Annotated in this window: 25 protein-coding genes; 19 read left to right on the forward strand and 6 right to left on the reverse strand. The window is 36.1% G+C overall.

What is annotated here, in order from left to right:
* Positions 1–128 precede the first annotated feature (128 nt).
* From E2L07_RS16095 to E2L07_RS20920, 14 genes are all read left to right on the forward strand, one after another.
* Positions 129–410: a hypothetical protein gene (locus E2L07_RS16095; protein WP_134230064.1), complete on the forward strand. Its 282-nt coding sequence runs from the start codon at positions 129–131 to the stop codon at positions 408–410.
* Between the two features lie 258 nt (positions 411–668).
* A complete protein-coding gene (locus E2L07_RS16100; RefSeq protein WP_134230065.1) occupies positions 669–935 on the forward strand; it encodes a hypothetical protein in 267 nt (88 codons plus the stop codon).
* Positions 925–1,371 carry a hypothetical protein gene (locus E2L07_RS16105; protein WP_134230066.1) on the forward strand — a complete coding sequence of 149 codons (447 nt, stop codon included), beginning with the start codon at positions 925–927 and terminating at the stop codon, positions 1,369–1,371. Before E2L07_RS16100 ends, E2L07_RS16105 begins: the two co-directional genes overlap by 11 nt.
* Positions 1,371–2,993 carry a MobP2 family relaxase gene (gene mobP2, locus E2L07_RS16110; RefSeq protein WP_208402076.1) on the forward strand — a complete coding sequence of 541 codons (1,623 nt, stop codon included), beginning with the start codon at positions 1,371–1,373 and terminating at the stop codon, positions 2,991–2,993. Before E2L07_RS16105 ends, mobP2 begins: the two co-directional genes overlap by 1 nt.
* 26 nt (positions 2,994–3,019) lie before the next feature.
* On the forward strand, positions 3,020–5,047 hold the full coding sequence (locus E2L07_RS16115; protein WP_243854975.1) for a DNA topoisomerase: 2,028 nt from the start codon (positions 3,020–3,022) through the stop codon (positions 5,045–5,047).
* 13 nt (positions 5,048–5,060) lie between these two features.
* Positions 5,061–5,366, forward strand: coding sequence for a hypothetical protein (locus tag E2L07_RS16120; protein ID WP_134230068.1), 306 nt, complete (start codon positions 5,061–5,063; stop codon positions 5,364–5,366).
* On the forward strand, positions 5,363–6,226 hold the full coding sequence (locus tag E2L07_RS16125) for a hypothetical protein (protein ID WP_134230069.1): 864 nt from the start codon (positions 5,363–5,365) through the stop codon (positions 6,224–6,226). The genes E2L07_RS16120 and E2L07_RS16125 overlap by 4 nt, the downstream gene beginning before the upstream one ends.
* Complete coding sequence (locus E2L07_RS16130) at positions 6,226–6,432, forward strand: hypothetical protein (RefSeq protein WP_134230070.1); 207 nt, start codon at positions 6,226–6,228, stop codon at positions 6,430–6,432. Before E2L07_RS16125 ends, E2L07_RS16130 begins: the two co-directional genes overlap by 1 nt.
* A 92-nt stretch (positions 6,433–6,524) precedes the next feature.
* The gene (locus tag E2L07_RS16135; RefSeq protein WP_134230071.1) at positions 6,525–8,099 is read left to right on the forward strand and encodes an ArdC-like ssDNA-binding domain-containing protein; all 1,575 of its coding nucleotides are present in this window, start codon (positions 6,525–6,527) and stop codon (positions 8,097–8,099) included.
* A 1,566-nt stretch (positions 8,100–9,665) separates the two neighbouring features.
* Positions 9,666–9,869 carry a hypothetical protein gene (locus E2L07_RS16140; protein WP_134230072.1) on the forward strand — a complete coding sequence of 68 codons (204 nt, stop codon included), beginning with the start codon at positions 9,666–9,668 and terminating at the stop codon, positions 9,867–9,869.
* 19 nt (positions 9,870–9,888) lie between these two features.
* Entirely contained in the window at positions 9,889–10,467 is a 579-nt protein-coding gene (locus tag E2L07_RS16145; RefSeq protein ID WP_134230073.1) for a DUF2239 family protein, read from the forward strand.
* Between the two features lie 658 nt (positions 10,468–11,125).
* Positions 11,126–11,293 carry a hypothetical protein gene (locus E2L07_RS20915; RefSeq protein ID WP_166740103.1) on the forward strand — a complete coding sequence of 56 codons (168 nt, stop codon included), beginning with the start codon at positions 11,126–11,128 and terminating at the stop codon, positions 11,291–11,293.
* Between the two features lie 4 nt (positions 11,294–11,297).
* Positions 11,298–11,510, forward strand: a complete 213-nt coding sequence (locus tag E2L07_RS16150) for a hypothetical protein (RefSeq protein WP_134230074.1) — start codon at positions 11,298–11,300, stop codon at positions 11,508–11,510.
* A 1,340-nt stretch (positions 11,511–12,850) separates the two neighbouring features.
* Positions 12,851–12,994: a hypothetical protein gene (locus E2L07_RS20920; RefSeq protein WP_166740104.1), complete on the forward strand. Its 144-nt coding sequence runs from the start codon at positions 12,851–12,853 to the stop codon at positions 12,992–12,994.
* A gap of 494 nt (positions 12,995–13,488) precedes the next feature.
* On the opposite strand, the gene E2L07_RS16160 is transcribed toward E2L07_RS20920, so the two are convergent.
* The 6 genes from E2L07_RS16160 to merR2 all read right to left on the reverse strand — a co-directional run bounded on the left by E2L07_RS16160 (position 13,489) and on the right by merR2 (position 17,996).
* Positions 13,489–14,497 (reverse strand): IS630 family transposase gene (locus E2L07_RS16160; protein ID WP_134230078.1). Its coding sequence is split into 2 segments (ribosomal slippage): positions 13,489–14,028 and positions 14,030–14,497, totalling 1,008 coding nucleotides; the frame shifts between segments, so codons are not numbered across the junction.
* Positions 14,498–14,899: 402 nt separating this feature from the next.
* Positions 14,900–15,319, reverse strand: coding sequence for a hypothetical protein (locus E2L07_RS16165; RefSeq protein WP_134230075.1), 420 nt, complete (start codon positions 15,317–15,319; stop codon positions 14,900–14,902).
* A gap of 249 nt (positions 15,320–15,568) precedes the next feature.
* Positions 15,569–15,940, reverse strand: coding sequence for a YHS domain-containing protein (locus tag E2L07_RS16170; RefSeq protein WP_101226410.1), 372 nt, complete (start codon positions 15,938–15,940; stop codon positions 15,569–15,571).
* A gap of 192 nt (positions 15,941–16,132) precedes the next feature.
* On the reverse strand, positions 16,133–16,789 hold the full coding sequence (merB, locus tag E2L07_RS16175) for an organomercurial lyase MerB (RefSeq protein ID WP_101226409.1): 657 nt from the start codon (positions 16,787–16,789) through the stop codon (positions 16,133–16,135).
* Between the two features lie 192 nt (positions 16,790–16,981).
* Positions 16,982–17,611 (reverse strand): organomercurial lyase, encoded by a 630-nt coding sequence (gene merB / locus E2L07_RS16180; RefSeq protein WP_142385415.1) that lies wholly within the window; start codon positions 17,609–17,611, stop codon positions 16,982–16,984.
* Positions 17,601–17,996 (reverse strand): mercury resistance transcriptional regulator MerR2, encoded by a 396-nt coding sequence (merR2, locus tag E2L07_RS16185; RefSeq protein ID WP_134230076.1) that lies wholly within the window; start codon positions 17,994–17,996, stop codon positions 17,601–17,603. Before merR2 ends, merB (E2L07_RS16180) begins: the two co-directional genes overlap by 11 nt.
* 173 nt (positions 17,997–18,169) lie before the next feature.
* Between merR2 and E2L07_RS16190 the strand changes: the two genes are divergently transcribed.
* Genes E2L07_RS16190 through merA form a run of 5 tightly spaced genes read left to right on the forward strand, consistent with a single transcriptional unit; the run spans position 18,170 to position 21,679 of the window.
* Positions 18,170–18,511 (forward strand): ArsR/SmtB family transcription factor, encoded by a 342-nt coding sequence (locus E2L07_RS16190; protein ID WP_101226406.1) that lies wholly within the window; start codon positions 18,170–18,172, stop codon positions 18,509–18,511.
* A 45-nt stretch (positions 18,512–18,556) separates the two neighbouring features.
* Positions 18,557–18,817 carry a transporter gene (locus tag E2L07_RS16195; RefSeq protein WP_241504252.1) on the forward strand — a complete coding sequence of 87 codons (261 nt, stop codon included), beginning with the start codon at positions 18,557–18,559 and terminating at the stop codon, positions 18,815–18,817.
* Positions 18,814–19,335 carry a TlpA family protein disulfide reductase gene (locus E2L07_RS16200; protein ID WP_101226405.1) on the forward strand — a complete coding sequence of 174 codons (522 nt, stop codon included), beginning with the start codon at positions 18,814–18,816 and terminating at the stop codon, positions 19,333–19,335. The genes E2L07_RS16195 and E2L07_RS16200 overlap by 4 nt, the downstream gene beginning before the upstream one ends.
* Positions 19,332–19,991 carry a cytochrome c biogenesis CcdA family protein gene (locus E2L07_RS16205; protein WP_101226404.1) on the forward strand — a complete coding sequence of 220 codons (660 nt, stop codon included), beginning with the start codon at positions 19,332–19,334 and terminating at the stop codon, positions 19,989–19,991. The genes E2L07_RS16200 and E2L07_RS16205 overlap by 4 nt, the downstream gene beginning before the upstream one ends.
* Before the next feature lie 35 nt (positions 19,992–20,026).
* The gene (gene merA, locus E2L07_RS16210) at positions 20,027–21,679 is read left to right on the forward strand and encodes a mercury(II) reductase (RefSeq protein WP_101226403.1); all 1,653 of its coding nucleotides are present in this window, start codon (positions 20,027–20,029) and stop codon (positions 21,677–21,679) included.
* Positions 21,680–22,093: the final 414 nt, after the last annotated feature.

Below are 22,093 nucleotides of genomic sequence, written 5' to 3' on the forward strand. Positions count from 1 at the left end.
CTTTATCCTTGAAGGAATGGAAGAAATGGCTATCATCTCAAAAGGACAAAAGGAAACGAAAAAGGATGTAATTTTAAGATAAAGTGAGATTAAGAGAGATACTGTCCAAAATACGGGGGTTAATCCGATTGAAAGTAGAGAAGGATAATTTAAGTAAGAGTATTCCACTACAAGATGGCGTTATTCAGCAATTGGAGAGAGAAATAGAATACTTAATTGCTAATAAGGAGTATCAGACAGAACAACAACAACAAGAAACGGATGGACAGATAGATACGAAGAAAAACTTAATTGAAATGGCTGAGGTTGAGAAAGAAGAAATGAAAAAGCTACTTAGAGAGGTGAATGAAAGGATTGAAAATCTAGAAAAGAAAAAGAACGATCAGCTTGAAAAATTAGCGAAAGAATGAATAAGAAAGAGCCGTATTTGGCTCTTTCTTTGTTTTCCTTTTAGTTTCAGACTTTCAAAAAATATATGCACGAACCATGCGCAAACCGTGCACAAACTATGCGTAAAAAAGGAATATTCTGATAGCAGGGTTAAGTTAGGCTTTGCCTAACCTATCACGTCAAGTGATAGCAAAAACCCCTTATGCTCTTACCCTTTTTACGCCCTGCTAAAAAGGGTACAAAAAAACGCTTCTAACAAAATAGGAGGAGTGAAAAAAATGAATGTAATAGTTCGCAATTTAAACCCTACAAAAGTAAAAGTGATAGATGAACTTGCTAAGGAAAAGGGAATGTCTAGGCAAGAATTCTTGAAAGTGCAGATTGAAAAAATTGCTACTACAAATGAATTAAGCGAGATAGAGGATAAATACCAGCTATTATTAGAAAAAGTAATCCTAGTATTAGAGCAAAACACTGAAACGATGAAAAAAATATATAAAGTAATAGAAGAACTATCGGAAGAAGATGATTTTCATGAACTATAAAAGAAAAAATTTATATATAAGTGAAAAGACCATCAGCTATTTAGAAAAAGTACAAAATAACATTTTAGAACAGACTGGTGAAAAGATAAGCATAGGAAAGGTACTCGATAAAATATGCAAAGAGCATGAGGTAGCAACAGATAAAAAAATGAATGATTTAGCGGTTATGATTGCGGAACATCTTGCAGAGAGCTTAAGAAAAGACCTCGTAAGAATACGATTAGGAACTAATAGTTCTGATCGAAATACACAAGTACTATTAGAAATGTTTAATCATCTGTTTTTGGTGAATGCACAAAAAGATCCTACTCTATATAAAGTATTAGCAACTACAGACAAGATTAAGTCTCCTATGTTGGAAAGTGCAGAAATCCATGTAAAAAATAAAATTGAAACTTTTCGACAAATAAAGTTAGATCGAAAAGGTGACGAATGATGGTAGGTGTCGTACTTAAAACGAAATTTATTTATCAGTCTGATAAAGTCTTTACTGATTATATTGACTATGTGGACAGGGAGGAAGCTAAACGTAACTTAGCATATGAAAAGTATTCATCTTATAGTCAAGAAAACATTAAAAAATTTAGACAAAAACAGAAAGAACTCATAGATGAAGCAAAAGAAAGGATTGCAGAAACAACAGCAAGAATTGAAACAGAAAAAAGTAACATAAATAAACTTGAAGATCGTCTTAAGAATTATAATAAGGCTTTTGATTATTTAAATAATATAGAATCTGTTCCCAAACTTTTTACAAAGGAAGCCGATTTCCTTACATGGAAGGAAAAAAAGGATTTAAAGAATTTGTTTGAAGAGTATACCGAAAATGAGGATATTAATTACTCAGAAGAGGAAAAAGTACTTGAACGGTTTAGTCAACACCTAGAAAAGTTTATAGATAAACGTAGTGAAAGCATTAGAACCATGATCCACAAAAAAGAAAAATTTCTTTCTAATTTAGAGAACAGTATTAATTTTGCAGAACGAAAAATCAAAAAAAGTGAATCTGTACTTAGCTATGATCATTACTCTGATTATATGGACAATCCAAACAAAACGAGCGCTTTATTTACAAAAAACTCAGATCAACTAGATACAAAAGATAAAAAAGCAATTAAAAGAATATATAAAGAAGCCCAAAAAAACGGAAGTGTTATGTGGCAAGACGTAATTAGTTTTGATAACAGGTGGCTAGAAAAACATGGCATATACGATCCAGAAACAAACACAGTAGATGAAAAAAAAATAATGTTAGCTACCCGTTCAGCAATGAACGAAATGTTAAAAAGGGAAGGGTTACAGGATAGCGCAATTTGGTCAGGGGCAATCCATTACAATACGGATAACATACATGTTCATATTGCAACTGTAGAACCTATACCGACAAGGAAGAGAGGAAAACGGAAACCGAAAACATTGAGGTATATGAAATCTAAAGTAGTTAATCAAATAATGGATCGTTCTGTTGAACAAAAGAAAATTAACACTCTTATTAGAGATAACATTGTTAAAAAGAAAAAAAGCAAGCCTATGAAGTTTAACAGAGAAGCGAAAAAGTTATTTGAACACATAAAGGAAAATCTCCCATCAGATAAAAGGCAATGGCAATATGGGTATAATTCGTTAGACAAGATTCGCCCGACTATTGATCAATTAAGTAAGTTATACATCATGAAATATCATAGGAAGGAATACAACGAACTTTTAAATAGACTAGATGAAGAAGTAAAAGTAATGAAAGAAGCCTATGGGGAGGGGAATTATGAGAAACTTAAACAAAACAAAATAGAAGAGCTTTATAAACGTTTAGGGAATGCAACTTTAAAAGAAATTAAAGAGCTTTCTCAACAAGAGCAAGCAAGGTTAAAAATTTCAAGAAAGGGGAATAAAGAGCCTTCCATTAGGCGAGATAATATTAAACATAAGATTTTGGTTAATAGAGCCTTATTTAAAGCTCAAAATATGTTTAAACGAGAATATACCAGTTGGAAAAACCAACAACACTTTGAAAGGTTGCAAGCCTTACAAGCGGAGAGAGATAGAGAATATGAACGGTAGTTTCATAAAGTATAGGAGGAATAAAAGTGCAGTTATTTGTTTGTGAAAAGCCATCACAGGCTGAAATGTTTGCAAATGCGTTATGTGATAGTGTGAAGTCTAAGAAAGGGTATTATCAAGGAGATCAAGATAAAATATTTACTTATGCTTTTGGTCATTTAGTAAAATTGATTCCTTTGGAGAAAATTAACGAAAACTTTGGATGGAAGGGAGATATAGAAGCCCTTCCTCTTTTTGTTAAGGATATTCCTCTAGAACCAATTGAGGACAAAAAAGAACAACTAGGGGTGGTTATAAACTTTATAAAGAAAGCTAAAACAATCTACATTGCAACTGACGCAGGACGTGAAGGAGAACATATATTTAGAAAGATTTATAAGCTTGCAAAAGTTGAAAAGCCTTTAAAAAGACTGTGGGTACAAAACAATACGAATCAAGGGATTTTAAAAGCTTACGAACAAGCAAAAGATGGTTCTGAATATGAAGGTCTTGCACAAGCAGGACAATTAAGAGAGGAAGCTGATTTATTGATTGGTGTGAATGGAACTCAGCTATTGACACGATTAAGCGGTAGTAACAAATTGCTAAGTCTTGGTCGAGTACAGACCCCTACTTTAGCTATGATTGTAAATCGAGACTTAGCAATAGAAAGTTTTCAAAAAGAAAAGCATTACACCATTGTAGCACCTGTCTTAGGCTCTGAGATCGAATTTGAGTTAGTTATGGAGAAAGACATACGTTTAAAAAAGGATGAAGTTATTGCTATAAAAGATTCCTTAAAACAAAGGGGAGAAATTCAATTCTCGGAAAAAGAAGTACAGGAAAAGCCTAAGAACTTGTTTGATTTAACATCCTTACAAATGTACATGAACGATAAGTCTAGTTGGTCAGCTCAAAAAACACTGGACGTTTTGCAAAGCCTTTATTTAAAGCGATTGGTTACTTACCCTCGTACCAGTTCTCAATATCTCGCAAGTTCAGACGATTTACCAGTTATTCTAGAGCAACATAAAGATAATGAATTTGTAGAAGAAATCCTTAACAATGGATATGAAATCGAAAAATCCTTTATCGATGGAACCAAGGTGACAGATCATGAAGCTATTATTATTACTACAGAAAAAGCGAAAAATTTAAGCTCAGACGAGAAGAAGTTATATAATGTTATTTTCGAACGTTTTATTTCAAGTTATTATCCTCAAGCAAGTTATAAAGTCACTGTTGCTCAGTTCAATGATGGTGATTATACATTTCAAGCTAAGGAAAAGGCTCTTGTTGATCTGGGGTGGAGAAAACTTTTTAATGGTCAGGTAAAAGAGCCTAAATTAAGGATGATTCAACCGGAGGGCATAAGTAATTATGAAATCAGAGAAAAGGAAACTTCTCCACCTAAAAGGTATACAGAGAAAACATTACTAAATGACATGAAAAATGCAGGGAAATTTTTGAAAGAAGAAAAGGATAAAAATATCTTAAAGAATGTTGAAGGAATCGGAACGCCTGCGACAAGATCCAGTATCATTGAACTATTGTATAAGCGAGGTTATATAAAAAGTAAAGGGAAACAAATTGTATCAACTGAACTAGGTAGAGAAATTGTTAAAATGATGCCTAATACTTTTAGTTTATACAGCCCTAAAATGACAGCTTTCTTTGAGTCTTTACTGCTTGGGGTTGAAAAAGGATCAATTGAAAAAGAGGTCTTCTATCAAAACTTAGAAGCCCTAATCCAAACTATAGGAAAAGAAATAAAGGTGAATGTAAAGTCTGTAAATATCGATGAAAAGAAAGCTGTTGCAAAATGTCCGTCTTGCAGTAAAGAAGTGTTAGAAAATACAAAGGCATTCTCGTGTAGCGGATATAAACAAGGATGTAACATTACTTTGTGGAAAAACAGTTTGGTGCGCTTTGGAAAGAAAAACATAACGGTAAAAGAAGCACAAAAACTTCTTGAGGGGAAAGTTATAAAAGTTAAACTAAAGGGGAAAAGCGGATCATATACGAAAGAAGTAAGATACAATCAGGCGAAAAATTGGGTTGAGTTTGTAAAATAGGAGGCAGATCGAAATGGTACTAAAACGAAATAACTTTAATACAGAAGAAGAATACATGAAATACACAAGATCAGATGAATTTTTATCCCACTACTCCATTGAAAACAAGACAGTAAATGAAGTTTGTGAGGATATGTGTTTACCTATGGAATGGTCTGAATATGTACAAGAGTTATTACCTGTTCTTCTTAAACACAATCGTATCAGTGGCTATGATCTGATTGCTCATGTAGAAGACTTAGTGGAACAAAGAGAGGATGGTTTGAGTATTGAAGAGGTAAAAGAGCTTGAAGAAGCTAAGAATCGAGGGAGAAAATGAAGAACTATAGACAAAAATATAAATCAGGTGACTTGGTAATTGCTTATGAGTTCCCTTACAATAAATTATTAACAGATGAGTTTCAAAGTAGCAGGTCTAAACCTAGACCTGCTATTGTTTTGGGTGAAACAGGAAGGAACATAGCAGCTATCCCTGTTATGGGGGTTTACACTAAAGGAAGAATGACGGAAAAGGAAGGCTACAGCCTTTACAGACATGAAGTTAGAGTACCAAAAGGTCTGACAATGGGACAAAAAGAGCTTGAGGGAGTCATAAAAACGGATAGGGTAGTTGTCTTAGAAAGACATCAAATATCATCTGCTTTTGATGAATTTCCTTTACGAACAAAGATGGATATATTGTCTACGTATGAAGATATTAAAAACCTACCGTTTTATAAGAAAAGTTTAGATCAAGAAACCACTTATAATCATGAAAGGATTATGCGAAACTTTAAAGAGAATGTTATTGCTGAACGATTAAATTTTCTAACTAATAAGGAAGGCGAGAACGTCTATGAGTTTAAGAAGTATGATCAGTACCAAATAGATAAAATACAGCATATAGGAACTTTTAAGGATTTAAACATCTATGCTGTCAATTTACAAAGTACCGATGACAATTTTATTGTTAATTTAGCGACAAATAAGCCTGTTAACAAGATCGTTTCCGACTGGTCAGGAACAAAAACAGCTAAAGAATGGTTAAGAGAGGACGCTAAATATCATGCACTTAACAAAAATATTGATCAAAATATTAGGAGAGATCCTTTCATCCATCCAGACAAGTTTATAAGATTAGACCAGTTATCAAAAAACGCAGGAAAAAATAATATAAAAGAAAAGGGGCTGGAAAGATAATGATTTATACAATTGAAGAGGTTATGCAGTCTGATAAAGAGATTAGAACTAGTAAGGATATACCAATTGGAGCTATTACACAAAAGGGAATCATTGATCTTGGAGAAAACATTTTAGACTATGATATTGATTTTTTTGTACCTATAGATGGTATTAATGGTATAGAGTTTGAGCCTTGGTATAGAAGGAAAAAAGGAGTTAGCTAAAAGCTAGCTCTTTTTTTATTAATAGTAAATTTAGTATTAGTGGTAAAAGTAATTAAAATATTATTATTACTAAAATATTAGGAGTAATCAAAATGACTAAAAAAGTGAACTTAGCTGAATATAATAAAGAGTTAGAACAAAATTTAGAAGAGATTTTTAAAAATGATCAGTTTAAGCATTTACTTGATGTAATTGCAACAAGACATAATTACTCACTAGGTAATATGCTTAAGATTATACAGCAAAAACCAGACATTAAAATGATTCGTAGTTATGATAATTGGAAAAAGATAGGTAGACAAGTCAAGAAAGGCGAGACAGGATTAGAAATTTTAGTCCCTACTTTTAGAAATGAAGAAGTAACGAAGGTCGATGAAACAGGTTTTCCTTTATACGATGTAAAAGGGCAGCCAATTACAGAAAAAAAGAAAGTATTAAGAGGTTTTGTGACTGGAAAAGTATTTGATATATCTCAAACGATAGGAAAAGAAGTGCCTAGTTTAAAACAGTTTATTCAAGAAGAAATGAAAAATGAGAATAACGTAAAGGAACTATATGATAGGTTCTTAGGGTATTTAAAAGAAAAAAGTAATGAGACAGATCTTCCGGTCAAAGAGGAAGAGCATACAGGAGAAAAGTATGGTGGATATTATGATAAGCGTAATCATGAGATTATCATTAATACAGAAACCGCTAAAAGTCCAATGCAAAAATTTAGGGTTTTAATACATGAATACGCACATGCACAGTTACATCATATCGACAGCGAACTAAAAGATCTTGAGCGAGGACACAAGGAAGCTCAAGCAGATTCTTGCGCCTACATTGTGAACAAATATTTTGGTTTAGATACAGAAGAAAGTACAGTTGGATACATTGCTAGCTGGGCTAAAGACCTTAGAATAGCTAAAAAGGCAATATCTGAGGTACAAGAAGTAAGTATGACAATTATAGATGAGATCAACGAAGCTCAAATGGATAGAATTAATCAATTCTATAAAGAACATGATCCATCAAAAGTTAAAGAAGAACTAGAAAAGAAGGGAGTTAAGATTGAACCCGAAACAAAATTACAATTATTAGATATGAAGAACGGTTTTATTATTTCTGGACAAATAGAGAAAAGAGAAAGCGATGAGGTGGAGTATTTTCGTACAAATAAAAACCGAATTATTCCCCTTGATGAGTTGATTCAAGATTATGAAGTTATAAATAATCAATTGGAAATAGAAAAAATACTATCTGTTAAAGAAAATTTAAAGAACAGCAACTTTGAGATTATTGTAAATGGAAACAATAGTAGAAGTCTAAAACGAGACTTTAAAACGTTAAAAGAAGCTACCCAATATATCAATCGTATTGGAATATCACAGTCATTGAATCAGGAAAGTATGAGGAAAAAAGAAAATAAAACGCTGAAACCTCAAGAAGAAAAGCTATTATCTAAACGCATTGGTAAGTATTTTGGCGACCATAATTTTTGTGCTGATTATGAAGGCAATATATCCATCGGATGGCATATTATGAAAAATCCTGATATTAAAACTAAACAAGAGTTCAAACGAGATATACAAAATTTAAAACAACATTTAGTAACCACAAAACGCCTATTAAATGCGATAAATCAAGCCGAAAAAAATTCGATGATGTGTGAGTTAGAAAGGTAATCTCACTTCTTTTTTAAAAAGAGTACTTGGATTAGTGGTAATACGTAAGCTAAGATAATAAAGATTGCCACTAATCCTACTCCAATAATGAAAAGTATATCTATCATAAAAGTTCTATATGTCGAAAATCCTCGAAATAGAATAAAGACGAGCAAAAAAGAAGCAAAGACTAAAAAAATTTTCGAGAGTGATAAACGCATAATTTGCCACCTTTCCTATTTTTATTATATGTAGTAATTATACTAAAAGTGATATATATAGTAAATAATATAATGCGACTCAAAAAATACTACAATTACTACTATTAATAATATCAAAACAAAAACCTGAAGAATCTTTTTCCAATTAGGACAACCTCTATAAAAACAAGGTATAATCAATAATTCAAAGTAATTGTACTCTTGTTACTAGTACCACTAATTGGAGTATTAATAGTGTTTTTACTAAAAATATCTATGCTGTTACTAATTATAATACTATTAATAAAAATAGTAAAAAACAAAAAAAGGGTTGATTTACTTTAGTGGACAAGTTAAGCTAGTAGTAGCTTAAATAAGTCACCAGATATACATAAAAAAAGCCACTTCTAGAGCGACCAAACCATAGAAGTGACTCGTCATCCTGTGCGCCAACACAGGTTAATAGGTAGATTTATTATAACATTATATTGCTTGAAGGTAAATGGTAAATAAAACTATTTTGTTTATGTGGTTGCTTTTCCTTTACTTTTGAGCAGCTGTGTTATATGCGCTATCTTTTAACCTGTTTAGAAGATAGTGCTTTTTTATGTCTTGGTTAGCTTATTTGAGCTTGTGGAAGCCAAACCACAGAAGGAACGTTGGGAAACGTGCCGAAAAAATAGACAGGGTATGTCTTGACCATCGCAAACCAAGACTAGGATACTAGTAAATGCTCCCTGTTGCATTAAGTATCTGAATGGTGAAAGCTACCACTAAGTGCTGACGAAGGAGGGGTAGACGCCTTACGGGGCGTGTAGAACTATCCGTAAGTAATCCATCATTTCTTTCCTCTGACCTACATAAAAGCTAGGATGAGGATTAAGTTCCCGAAAACGCCAAAGCGGTAAGGGAACAGGAATAGGATGAAACCACAAGGGCTACTTGCGTGTGTAGGATAGTTAGGACGGGAGTCCTGCGTTAACAGGGGTACACTGCGGATACCTCAGTAATCCGACGGATTATGAGTTGATCGGTGTGTAGAACGTCTACTGCTTGCAAAGCTTTTTATTTTTTTAAATTGCTTTGCAGGTAGGCGTTCTGTGCCTTGCGTTGTCCTCGACAACCTCTGGATTATGGCAAAAATCTAAAACAATAGCAAGTATAAATCTTTAAATAAAAAGATGTTATAAACATACGGTTTTATGTATTTAATAGTATTCGTAGTAATTGTAGTGTTTGATAGGTTTACTACTTATCTTCAGTTTATGAATAAGAAGATGTAATGATACTCAATCCTGTATTAATTTTGGCTCTTCGGAATAAGTGGTTGTTACACTCTTGAGAGTATTTTATCAAAATAGTTTTGATTAAAAAGGAGAAGGTTAAATTGTTTCCAGTTAATAAGAATAATATTGAAGTGAAAAGGTATCGTGAACATTTAAAACAGCAGGTAGAACGGTTCAGAAGTGTAGGAAAGACAGAGGAAGAGATTGTCTATTGGATAGAAAATGTATTAGATAAAGAAATTTATTTAGGTTACTTAAAACATTTGACTTTAAGTAACCTAAACTATATAATTAAGGTAACTTAAATTATTGGAGGTTTTTTATATGTTTGTAATCCGCGGTAAAGACGGTCAAATTGTCACTAGTACAGCATGGGATGAAACGAATGGAGAAGAAATTCAGTACGAAACTTATGAGCAAGCTGAACAAGCATTGGACGAATTGGAAAAAAGTTTGCCGAAGGATTTTTTCAAAATCGAAGCTACAAAATGCGAGCGTTGTGGTGGTCATGATGACCTTGCCATTATCCACGTCAATGACGAAGCGAAGGCTTATTGTCAAAATTGCCGAGTAGAAATGTTTTCTAAAAAAAGAGCGGTCGGTCGTCCGTCTGGTGGAGTAACAAAAAAGGTATCGCTAACACTTCCAGAGAAAGAATGGGACTGGCTAGACGAACAGGCGGAAGGAAATCGGTCGCAATATCTTAGACGATTGGTTTGGGAAGCCCAATCAAGCGAAAATGAATGGAGCAATAACGCTTGTTTGGGTTATGCCATTCTTGGAGCAAAGAAATTAGGCATGAATGACGAGCAGATCGGCAAGCTAGTTCGTGCCATTTATAGCGAATTTGATTGGAAAAGTGTCGAGGAAGCCAAAGACACTTACAATCAATCATCATTTTAACGCTTTATAAGCGTCTCTGTTGCCTTTTTAGGCAACGGGAGGGTTTTTTTATAAGGGGCAACCTCTCACAAAGGCGAGAGAGCCCCGTATGGCGTCTGTCAACGGTAAGAGGACTGTAGGGAGCATTAAGGAGTTGATAGACCCACTTCACCAAGACCCTCTTGGTGTGTCAAACAAGCCATTAGCAAGTAAAGTATTAAAGATATTAAGATTATTACTTTTAGTAATTTTACTATTTTTAATACTTGTACTAATAACTTTTTGTTTGTATAATTATTGTTGGGAGGAAGTTTGCTATAGAGGGTTTAGAATATGGTACGTGAAATTTTAAAGTGACTCATTTTCAATCAGGAAAAAGAGAAGGGGGATTTAAATGCTAAACGAAAGAAGATTATCCGAGATCCAGATTAATTTAAAGAAAACTGAGGTCATTATAATTGATTGCGGGTTAGGGGAATTAACAGAGTATGATCGCACGATACTAACAAATAGAACTAAGCGAGATTTTAAATGGTTAGAGCGCGCACTTGAACGTTATCCGAGTAAGTCTAATGTCAAATGGAATTTACAAAAAGCCAAATATCTATTATCCGAACTGGAGAGAAGTAGCTGTCAACTACTATAAAATATGATCGTACGATAGGAAGGAGTGATAAAAGTGGTTACAGAAGAACAAATTTTTCAAATTGAGACACAAGAATTTTTCGGAGAATTTATTGTTAGGAGAGTAAATATCACAGACCTTGAAGTGATTAAGGACGGGATAGTTATCTTTAAAGGTGAAGATTACGAAGTTGCTGAATTCATAAATGAAGAAAGAGGTTAAACGTATGAAGGTAAAAGAAGTAAAAGTTTGCCAAGCGAAAGATAAAATTTTTAACAACAAGCACGCTTTGATAATTGCTGAAAATGGGATGAAGTTCGTTTATTGGGTTCCTAAAGCTTCTATTGAAGGAAATATAGAACAATATAAAGAGGTAGCAAAAGAAGATTTCAAGAACGAACAGCAGGTGATAATTGGAAAGATACAATACAATTATTGATGAATAGTTCGTAAAAATGATTTTGTAGAATTTATATTACTACAAACACTAAATCAAGTATTTTTACTACTTTTAGATTAATTACTATCTCATTGTGCTATGGGTAATAGGGGAAATTAAAAAATCTACGTACTTTTTGTGTACTTTTTAAGGACTTATTGTGACCTTACATAGTGTTAAACTTATAAGTGAGAAAGTCTTAAGAGGTATAACAAGAAAATAAGATTTTATAAAAAAGGTGGGGAATATATCCTCACCTTTTGCTTGATTAAAAAAAGAAGGGGAAAGATAAAGGTTATGGAAGCTATGTATCTATTTTTTATGTTTGCTATTGCTTTGTTATCAGTTATCTTTTTAGACCTAGAACCAGCAACTGAACGACAAAGCGCAGTTTCGGTAAAAAATGGAAAAACTAATGTCAAGTTAATTTCAAAAGTTTATCGGGTAAGTCCGAGATAAGTCCAAAATCGGGCATAATCGATATAAATGTAAAGGCATTTTGTGGATTAAAATAAATCATTTGTAAATGTTTGATCAAATTGCATGAACGGGGCAGTAAAGTGCACTATTTTCTTTTGGTAAAGCTCTTCACTTGCAGTCGGAAGGCCATAATCCCCTAAGGGGTATTTTTGCATATCCCCCCGAAAGGGTTTATTAAGAGAAAAAACAGCACATGTCAAAACATTGACATGTTTCAAAATAATACAAGTTGTTATTTTGAAACAAAAAACACACGGTTAACAACCTATTTCAAAAAGTATAGTTTTTGGTAATCTTACAGAGTATCTTTCCTCTACACTACCCCAAAACGGTCGTTTTTTTAAACAGGAATGATTCATGCCGTTGAATTAGTAAATCTACGGATAAAACGGTCAAGGAGATATGTGCAAATACAGGAGCCAGTCAGTTAGCGTGTTATCGTAGACTGAAGGAAATGGAACAAGATGTTAAATTTCTACAGCTGGAAACTTTTGCACATTTCATCCATCATTCCTCGAAGCGTTTCCGTACACCTAATTGGCCTAATAACAGCGTAGCTGTCATAGACCGCAATAAGGTTTAAAAAATTCCTATAAACACGTGAGCAGGAACTTTTCGCATCAAAATACTTTCTACGGCTTGTACTCATTAAGTTCCTTTTCTAAGAATAAAATAGGAACTTTAAATCTTGAAAAATATTGGTATATCAACCTTTTAAATTTTTAACATCTAATTGCGGTTAGTGTCAGCTATGCTGTCACTACCTTAGAGGTACCCAAATTGACTATCATGAGAGCAGTTTTAAGATTCAAGTGTATTAAGAATATTTTAGGGGTACTATATCCATGGAGGTGATAAAAGTGAGTATCGAAAACATTAATCAACAAGCAAAACGTATTGAAGAATGCTGTAACCGTATAATGACTGCCAATCCCTCAGATGAAGTTCGTCAACAAGTAAACGAAATTAAAGATTGCTGTAAAAACATTGAAAAAAATATCTAATTCCATCATTCAAAAACGAAACATCCTATTGGAGAATAGGATGTTTCTAACTCCTCTACTTCCGTACGAAAACCATGAGAAGCACCGATATTGCATAAATTCTCCATATTTCAATTCTATCCTTGTTCCTTTTCCAAATAGGGGTTGGCCGAAGCTAAACCTTAGCAATTTTTGCCGTCAAATTTCACATTGGCCTGAATTTAAAACATCGATATTTTTCGATAGAGATATGACCGATAAAGCCATTAAGGACAGCACTGCTGTTTGAATCATATTAAAAAGAGGACTCGATGATGAAATTAACAATAGTGATAGGGTTTCCGCGGCAGTCGATCCTATTAAAAGCGAAAGGACTGGATAAAGTACTGGCAAACAACAACAACAAAATGAAGTTGCTGTAAGGCTTATGCTTGATCCGGTTACATTTCCGATTGCATGGAGATTCAACTTATTTTGTCGTTTCACTTTTAAACTATATAAATTGAATTTAATATTTACATCTGAACACACAGGCGGTTTATGATCTTATCGGCATCTTTGTTGATATCTTCAACGAATTTTCTGACGTTTATTTTGATTTCCTGTACCTTTGAATAAAAGACATTATTGATAATGGTTCCCTTCATCCACTTCCAAAGTCCTTCTATAAGGTTCAAATCTGGACTATACGGCGGAAGGAATACCAGTTCAAGTCGACTTTGGTTTTCTTCTAGGAAAGGCTGAATAAGCTTGGCATGATGGATCCTTGCGTTATCAAGGACCATGACGATTTTTCCTGAAGGATACTTACTAAGGACTTTTTTCAGGAATTCAAGGAAGACTTCCGCGTCATAGTTTTCTGCTTCGACTACAAAGACTTCCCCTGTCTCGTAATTCAATGTTCCGAGAAGCTTGGCACCTTGATGCTTCCCGTAGGTAGGGATTAACCTTTGTTTTCCTCTCAGAAACCATGAACACTGAAGGGCCTGGTAATCCCTAATCATGGACTCGTCTTCAAACAGGATATGGTCAATTTCTTCGTTTAAAAGTTTTTTTTAGATCTGGAAATGTCTCGTTTTTGAACGTTTCCTGTTTTGCCTTATCTGCCTTTTTAAGTGTATAGTTCGGTCTTGTATGGCTTAGGCCAAGGTCTTCAAGAAGGAGGGAAACGCCACGAAGCGTATAGGTTTGTCCCCATTCACGTTGGATGAAGTCTGATATGATGGCAAGCGTCCAGTTATAATGGTTTTCATATCCTACATCATGTGGTGTTTTATACGCTACCACCTGAACGAGTTCATGTTCCTGGCTCTCAGTTAACTTTCTAGGCGCACCCGTTGGTAGGCCTCTTTCAAGCCCAGCCAATCCGCCTTTCTTGTAGGCTTTAATATAAGAGGAAATCGTCTTAGTAGAACGAAGAACAATCTCAGAAATATCCTTATGCTTGAAACCTTTTAGATAGAGGTGGACAACCTGGTAACGTTCGAACATGCGCCTGTCATTGGTATCCTTCATGGCTTCCATGACACAAAGATTTTCCTGTTGAGTAGTCAAGGTACTCATCCTCCTAATTTAGGTTTTTCTATGCTATACCCTAAATTAGGTTAGTAGAATCTTTTAAGTTCAACTTATATATATACAAATAATAAAACACTTATTGCCGTAAAACCTGACAAGGTAAGCATCATTAACAAAGCACCGATAGAAATTGCCCCAAAAAGATTAATTGATGGAAGCCAAAATTCGATATTAGGCCAAAATGTTAATGGACCATAGTTTTCATAAAAACCAATAAAACCTGTTCTTGGTAGGGGAGGATCTTCCGGATCTGGAGGTGAAACCCATCCTGATGCTAACAAATAAAAAATACTATATCCAATTATTGAGAAAACAAATAAAATCCGATAAGAATTTATTTTTAATATACTATGAAAGATGTTTGCTTGAAAATGGCCAAATCATACGCCAAAGTGAAAGTAATGCAAACGGCAGTACAAAATAACCTGTGTAAATCGAAATTTTATAAATGACCATATTATTCCCAATAGAAAGAATATAGTTTTGAACACCAATAAGTAAAAACCATAAAAGAAAAGAAATTAAAACTGTAGTAGCGCGAATCACGTGATGATACTCTTGTTTCATAAATCCAGAATAAATCGTTTTTGTCCATGCACCAATAGTGATAGCAGAGCTAAGTACTATGAGAAACCCGATAATCCATAACAATAAATTATTCTTTTCATGATTTTCAAAACCATGTGCAGCTACCGGACTAGCTATAAATAATAAAGCAATTATAAAGATTGTTATTATACATAAATCAACTTTTTGTGACTCTCTCATGATAAATTTCCCTTCCAAAAACATGTTAAAATATCATATATATATATTTTAACATTAAAATATTATGTTTTGAAAGGATTTAAATTTTAATGGGCTCCATAAATAAGCGGAGGCCATAAGTAGTTCATTTTTCGATCAAATTTAATCATCTACATAAATAGGTTTCCTTTACATGTGAAAAGGCATATCGCATTGGTGTGCTGCTTACGTTTAGCAGTTTCAGATATATATCGATGAAACGAATTTTCATTAACAGCAAGCTGAGTTATCACCAAAGAGTTCAGAATTTTTGATTTCACCAGCCAGACGTTTTATATAAAAATCAGGATTCTTTTTGAACTCTGTCATACAATGAGGACATCTGCAAAAATTAAATTTGATATCCTCATGCTGATATTCAATTGTGAACTCCGCTGGTTTTTCAGCTAAACAAGCGGGACAAACAACCCAGTCGGCTATTTCCGCAAGATATTTATCCGGATCGGTAATAAAAATATCTACACATCCCTGGCAACAAAATTGATATTCTTCATCTTTATATTTGTATACGGCTGCCTTATCTTTTTCAATCCCTAATCGTACTAGGGAACACCCACAGGCAGGACAGATTGAAGTTTTCATGCTTGCTTTTTCCTCCTAGAATTTAAATGTTTTTTTGATTCGCAACCTCAATGGGCCATGGACTTGACCCCCCTAAGCTCATTCCTACAAGGAGGATATTGTTCGGAGGATAATTGCTATTGAGAAAGAATAGCCTTGTATCCATCTTTATCAAACCATGTAATACCCCTTCTGGCATCGTCGTACTTAAGACTAGATGTCACAGCAGGACCCATTGGAAGGGCCTGTTTTTTCGTAATTCTTCCCCATAAGGTTTCCAAGTTTAAAAGCATCTTCAACAGATAACACTTTTCCCCCTGGATGTTGGTTAAGCCAGTCCTGCGCTGCACTCGGTGAGCTGAAAAAATGGACTTCGTTGCAGAATGCCGAGCGGACCGCGGACATATCGTCTGGCGTAACGATCGAAACTACTGCCGTGGAAGGTTCCACCTTTACAATGCGTTCTGGTTCTACCGTCAACCGTACGGGCTTACCGGTGGAGTGGCAAGGTGACTCGATATGAGCCGAGCGGCCGATGAGTCCCGGAAACATAAGTGTATCAAGGGCGCACCATGCATATAGTTGCTTCCCATCAACCTTGAAGTGGTGAGGGGTTGGTACCATGGTGAGACCATAACCAACGACACGGCCTTGTTCATCGAGCTCCACGCTGGGTAGAGACTGGACAACTTTCCCTACCTCTTCGACAGGTTTTCCAGTCGCTGTCGCGATGTCTTCAATGGTAACTGGCTCCCCCTCTGTCAGCATTTGTAACGTCGGCCGGAAGATCCACTGCATGGAGCTTCCTCCCTCTCTCTTTTTAGACCGTTGGTCAAGTAAGGTTACGAGTTCCTGAATTTCTTTTTTCATGTCTTTTTCCTCCTGAGCTTTTTGTAAATTTTTATGTTACTCTCGTGTTACCTAATAAATATTTCTACATATGCGTGTGCTACACAATTAAAGTGTCCAGAAAAGGGATGATCAATGGAACAAAAGCGATGTATAGGGTTTTCTTTTAACCTTTTGGTTTTCTTGTCTGGATCCATTCATGAGATCCAGCCCCTATGATAAGAAATTTTTCAATTCGTTTCCAAAAGAGAGGGCTTGTTCCAAAGTCATGACTTCCCCATGCAATTTTGGATGTTCTTCTTTCCACTTGTTTGCATGCTCAACTGAGCTAAAATAGTGAATCTGTTTACATGTTCCACCAGCCCATGGAGCCTCTGAATCAAACGGCACCGTCCAGATTACTGTAGAATCGGGAGTTACCTTTTCCAATTTCCCGTTTCGGACAGTTACCTCAATCGATTCACCTGTGTACGCACAGCTGGAATGTATATCGACATCAGCCTCCAGCGCAGTAGACAGTTCCAATGTAGAAATTGCACACCAGGCAAATAAAGTTCGTCCTTCCATTTGGATCTTATTATTAGTCTGTATAATCGATAATCCCAAGGCCCCTACTATTTTTCGATTGTCTCCACGAACGATCATCTGCCGTTGGGCTAATATTTCTACTACTGACTCAACGGTTTTTGTTTCAATTCCCGTTTGCTTTGCTAAAAAATCTTCGGAAACAGGCCGCCCCTCACGAATCGAGAAAAATACTGCCCTCAGGATAGGCCTTGTTTCTTTAGGCAGGCTAAATAACAATACATTATAAAATTCTTTGATTTCGGATTCATTCTTCATTTGTAAATCCCTCCATTTGACTAAATACATCTTCCGGGGAGTCAAGAAACGATGAAACATGTTGACGTAATTTTTGCAGTTCTTCGATATGCTCATCGATTTTGGCCAGTTTTTCCTTCAACAATTGTTGAAGACGAGGTTCAACTTCTACAGTATCTTTTACGAAAATCACAGATAAATCTTTCATTTCCTCTAGGGATACGCCTAACGATTGAAGCTGTTTAATGCAATTGATACAAAATACATGATCTTGGTTATAAACACGGTAGTTACCCTCACTGCGCTTAATGGAAGGCAGGATCAATCCCTTTTCTTCATACAAGCGAATCGCTTTTCGAGTGACTCCGGTTTCTTCTGATAGTTGACCGATTGTAAATGAATCCACCTGCTTGCCCCCTTTCATCTGATAAAACTTAGTTAACTAACCAGAGTATACAACCTTAACCTTAGGGGGAGGTCAAGGGGGAAATTAATTATTATAATTATTCCCGTAAGCAAAGCAAAAATATTTGTAATTAAATATTAAAATATTATAATATATAAAGTGGAGGTGTTAAAATGGTGAAAGAACAACCTGTTTTGCAGTTGGAGGATTTACAGCACGAGCTTATAGCGAAGTTTTTTCACGGACTATCGAATCCGGCGAGATTTAAAATCGCTGTGTCCTTGCTCGAATCCGAAAAAAATGTTAGTCAATTAGTTCATGAGTTAGGAATGAAACAATCTCAAATATCAAACCAGCTTGCTTGTTTGAAATGGTGTGGTTATGTGTCGACACGCCAAGAAGGCAAATTTATTTATTATCGGATTACAGACGAAAGAATTCGAAACATAATCGAACTGGCCCGCCAGGTCGTCGCCGACAATGCTGAACATATCAATTGTTGTACGAGAATCTAAGGATTAAGAATTCTTTACTAGAGTTTGATGGAGGGAGGAATTTTCTTGAAGGAAAAAATGAAAGGCTGGGGATGGGGAGCTTTAGCATTCCTAACTTGTCCGTGCCATCTGATTTTAATCATCCCTTTATTGGCAGGTACTGCATTGGGAGCCTATTTAACTACTTATAAAACTGCGGCCTTTATTATTTTAGGGGCATTATTTGCCTTGTCCCTTTACAGGGTCTTAAGTAAAATGTGGCCCGAAAAAACGGAAGATCAAACCATGGATTGCTGTCTTCCTGATAAGAAGGAAGTGAAGTCATGAAACGCGCTGCTCTTCTTGTTCTTTTACTTGCTGTAATCGGTATTGGTTATTTTGCGGTTACCAAATTGGGGGGATCAGCAGGTGCGGGCGTTGTGAAAACATCTGAGCAGGCAAGTAAAACAGCTGAAAATCCGACAGTTTCCAATTTGAGTTTTACAGATATCGACGAAAAGGTTGTAAAGGTCGACCCCAACAAAAAGACCATTCTTCATTTTATGATATCTACCGGGTGTCCATCTTGTGCAGTTATGGCAGGGAACCTAACCAAGTTTGCGGACAATCCTAATATCGATCTGGTTTCCATTGCCATGGATCCAGTGAATGACACAAAAGAGACGATTCAAGAATTTAGGGAAAACACGCAGGCAAAATGGCCTTTTACCATCGATAAGGATCAATCGCTGATACAAAAATTTAACGTTACCTCCATTGATACGGTTATGATTATTTATCAGAATAAGCTTATTTTTAGTGGAGTGTACCCTTCAATTTCAGAATTGGAGAATGAGCTAAAATGACGGCAACTGCACTTCTTATCCTTGGAACCGGTATGATGGCGGCATTCAATCCCTGTGGCATTGCGATGCTGCCTTCGTACATCGTTTACTTATTAGGCGGACAGAAAAGGAAAGCGTTCGATGGCCTTTGGGCTGGCCTGCTTATGACAACCGGCTTTTTGGTAGTCTTTCTGATTGCCGGATTAGTTTCCGTTATTTTTGCCGAATTATTAGGGAAAGCTATGCCATGGATTGCGTTTTTCGTTGCGGTTGGCTTTGCTGTTGCAGGTATCTTCATGATGTCTGGCAAAAATGTATTTTCGTTTCATATCGGTGGTAATTGGGAAATGAAAAAAGGCGCGAAAATATCCCTATTCCTTTATGGAATCGCATACGCTCTCGGCTCCCTTGGTTGTACTTTACCATTATTCTCTGTTTTGGTTTTATCCTCATTTGGGGCAAGTGGTTTTCTGAGCGGGATGTTTAACTTCCTGTTGTACGCACTTGGGATGGGTTTCGTTGTTACGTTAATTTCACTGGCTTCAACGATTTCCCAACAACTTGTAATGGACTTTGTCCGTTCAAGCGCCCGGTGGATGGGAAAATTAAGCGGCGCCATTACATTGGCGACAGGGATTTATCTGATTTTTTATTGGTTTCCGAAACTCCCTTTGTAAAGTAATACGAATTTAAATTGGAAAGGTGAATAATTATGTCTGAAAAAGAGATAAACGTACGAATTCCTACACAGGGAATGACTTGTGCTGGTTGTGAAGATCACGTGATCAACGCATTGAACAGTATTGGCGCAAAGAATGTAACGGCAAGTTTTCGCAAAGGAGAAGCAACTTTCCAGGTTGAAGAGAAAAGCGACATTGAAAAAGCAAAGAAAGCAATCGCGGATACCGGGTACATGCCTGGGGAGGCTGAAATCATTTCCAGTGAAAGAAAACCTGAACTGAGCCAGGAAGGCGACTATGATTTACTTATTATTGGATCCGGCGGAGCTGCCTTTTCGGCAGCGATTGAAGCAGTCGGACAAGGTGCTAAAGTAGCCATGGTCGAGCGTGGCACCATAGGCGGAACTTGTGTCAATATTGGGTGTGTCCCTTCCAAAACACTGCTTCGTGCCGGGGAAATCAATCATTTGGCTCGCATGAATCCTTTTCTCGGACTAGACATTTCAGCGGGACCGGTAGATTTAGCCACATTAGTTAACAAAAAGAATGAACTTGTTGACAATATGCGTCAGGAGAAATACGTCAATTTAATCGATGATTACGGTTTTGACCTTATCCAAGGGGAAGCGAAATTCCTTGATGAGAACACGGTAGAGGTTGATGGGCGGAAGATTACAGCGAAAAGCTTTTTCATTTCAACCGGTGCTTCTCCACAGGTGCCAGACATTGAAGGTTTAAAAGAAGTCGATTTTCTAACGAGTACTACAGCTCTTGAACTGAAAGAACTTCCGAAACGCCTAGCCGTCATTGGTTCTGGATATATTGCGATGGAACTAGGACAGCTATTCCATAATTTGGGATCGGAAGTGACCTTAATCCAGCGAAGTCCACGCATTTTAAAAACATATGACCCTGAAATTTCTGAGGCTGTAACAGAAGCCTTAACGGAACAAGGGATAAGTTTAATTACGGGTGCGACGTATGAGAGAGTAGAAAAAGACGGGGATGTCAAACGTATTCACATTGTGGTGAATGGTGAGAAACAGGTAATTGAAGCAGAACAGCTTCTTGTTGCCACTGGCCGAAAGCCAAATACAGCAGCACTTAACCTTGATGCTGCCGGTGTTAAGGTCGGATCTCGGGAAGAAGTGATCATTGATGAATATCTCCGGACAAGCAATCCGCGCATTTTTGCCGCAGGAGATGTAACAATGGGACCTCAATTTGTGTATGTAGCAGCCTATGAAGGCGGGGTTGCGGCTAGAAATGCCTTGGCTGTTACGGAACAAAAAATTGATCTTCGTTTCGTTCCAGGAGTCACGTTTACGAATCCTTCGATTGCTACTGTGGGGCTCACTGAAGAACAAGCGAAAGCAGAAGGATATGAAGTAAAGACGTCCGTTTTACCTTTAGATGCTGTACCGAGAGCCCTTGTAAACCGGGAAACAACTGGTGTTTTCAAACTGATCGCTGACGCGAAAACATTAAAAGTGCTTGGCGTTCATATTGTGGCCGAAAATGCCGGGGATGTTATTTATGCAGGAACATTGGCAGTTAAATTTGGTTTAACGGTTCAAGATTTACGCGAAAGCCTTGCGCCTTATTTGACGATGGCGGAAGGATTAAAGTTAGCAGCTCTTACTTTTGATAAGGATGTTTCCAAATTATCCTGTTGTGCAGGGTAAGGTGAGATAATGTAACCGCCTGATAACTTTGAACACTTTTTGCTAAATTGAAGTGAACACTTTACTGGAAGTTGTGGGGACATGTTGTCACTTTACATGGAGCCCCTGCGCGCAAGATCACGAGCCATGAAGCCAGATGTACCAAAGAATCTGGCTCAGACGAAGTAGGCTATCATGTCCGCCTCTCCAAATAAAGCGCACGTCTCTACTGGAAAATAGTGTTCAGTCTTATTCAGCATTTTTAGGTAAGAAAGTGTTCATTTCTACTTGGCGGTTACAGATAATTATGGTGAGGTGAGAATGAATGGGGATCTTTGATTTTTTTAAAAAGAATTCAATCGAAAATTCAATCATGAATCCAGGAATTGGAGAAAAGATGGTTGTTTTTAAAGATCTAGGCATGAGTTGAGGAAG

The sequence above is a fragment of the Halalkalibacterium halodurans genome, assembly GCF_004376175.1.
Taxonomy (GTDB): domain Bacteria; phylum Bacillota; class Bacilli; order Bacillales; family Bacillaceae_D; genus Halalkalibacterium; species Halalkalibacterium halodurans.

Coding starts and splice junctions, on each gene's coding strand:
- merB (WP_101226409.1), bottom strand. CDS start 16,789: ATGAAAAAAGAAATTCAGGAACTCGTAACCTTACTTGACCAACGGTCT.
- E2L07_RS16150 (WP_134230074.1), top strand. CDS start 11,298: ATGAAGGTAAAAGAAGTAAAAGTTTGCCAAGCGAAAGATAAAATTTTT.
- merB (WP_142385415.1), bottom strand. CDS start 17,611: ATGAAGAATGAATCCGAAATCAAAGAATTTTATAATGTATTGTTATTT.
- E2L07_RS16145 (WP_134230073.1), top strand. CDS start 9,889: ATGTTTGTAATCCGCGGTAAAGACGGTCAAATTGTCACTAGTACAGCA.
- E2L07_RS16125 (WP_134230069.1), top strand. CDS start 5,363: ATGAAGAACTATAGACAAAAATATAAATCAGGTGACTTGGTAATTGCT.
- E2L07_RS16205 (WP_101226404.1), top strand. CDS start 19,332: ATGACGGCAACTGCACTTCTTATCCTTGGAACCGGTATGATGGCGGCA.
- merA (WP_101226403.1), top strand. CDS start 20,027: ATGTCTGAAAAAGAGATAAACGTACGAATTCCTACACAGGGAATGACT.
- E2L07_RS16100 (WP_134230065.1), top strand. CDS start 669: ATGAATGTAATAGTTCGCAATTTAAACCCTACAAAAGTAAAAGTGATA.
- E2L07_RS16135 (WP_134230071.1), top strand. CDS start 6,525: ATGACTAAAAAAGTGAACTTAGCTGAATATAATAAAGAGTTAGAACAA.
- E2L07_RS16130 (WP_134230070.1), top strand. CDS start 6,226: ATGATTTATACAATTGAAGAGGTTATGCAGTCTGATAAAGAGATTAGA.
- E2L07_RS16190 (WP_101226406.1), top strand. CDS start 18,170: ATGGTGAAAGAACAACCTGTTTTGCAGTTGGAGGATTTACAGCACGAG.
- E2L07_RS16165 (WP_134230075.1), bottom strand. CDS start 15,319: ATGAGAGAGTCACAAAAAGTTGATTTATGTATAATAACAATCTTTATA.
- E2L07_RS16120 (WP_134230068.1), top strand. CDS start 5,061: ATGGTACTAAAACGAAATAACTTTAATACAGAAGAAGAATACATGAAA.
- mobP2 (WP_208402076.1), top strand. CDS start 1,371: ATGGTAGGTGTCGTACTTAAAACGAAATTTATTTATCAGTCTGATAAA.
- E2L07_RS16200 (WP_101226405.1), top strand. CDS start 18,814: ATGAAACGCGCTGCTCTTCTTGTTCTTTTACTTGCTGTAATCGGTATT.
- E2L07_RS16170 (WP_101226410.1), bottom strand. CDS start 15,940: ATGAAAACTTCAATCTGTCCTGCCTGTGGGTGTTCCCTAGTACGATTA.
- E2L07_RS16105 (WP_134230066.1), top strand. CDS start 925: ATGAACTATAAAAGAAAAAATTTATATATAAGTGAAAAGACCATCAGC.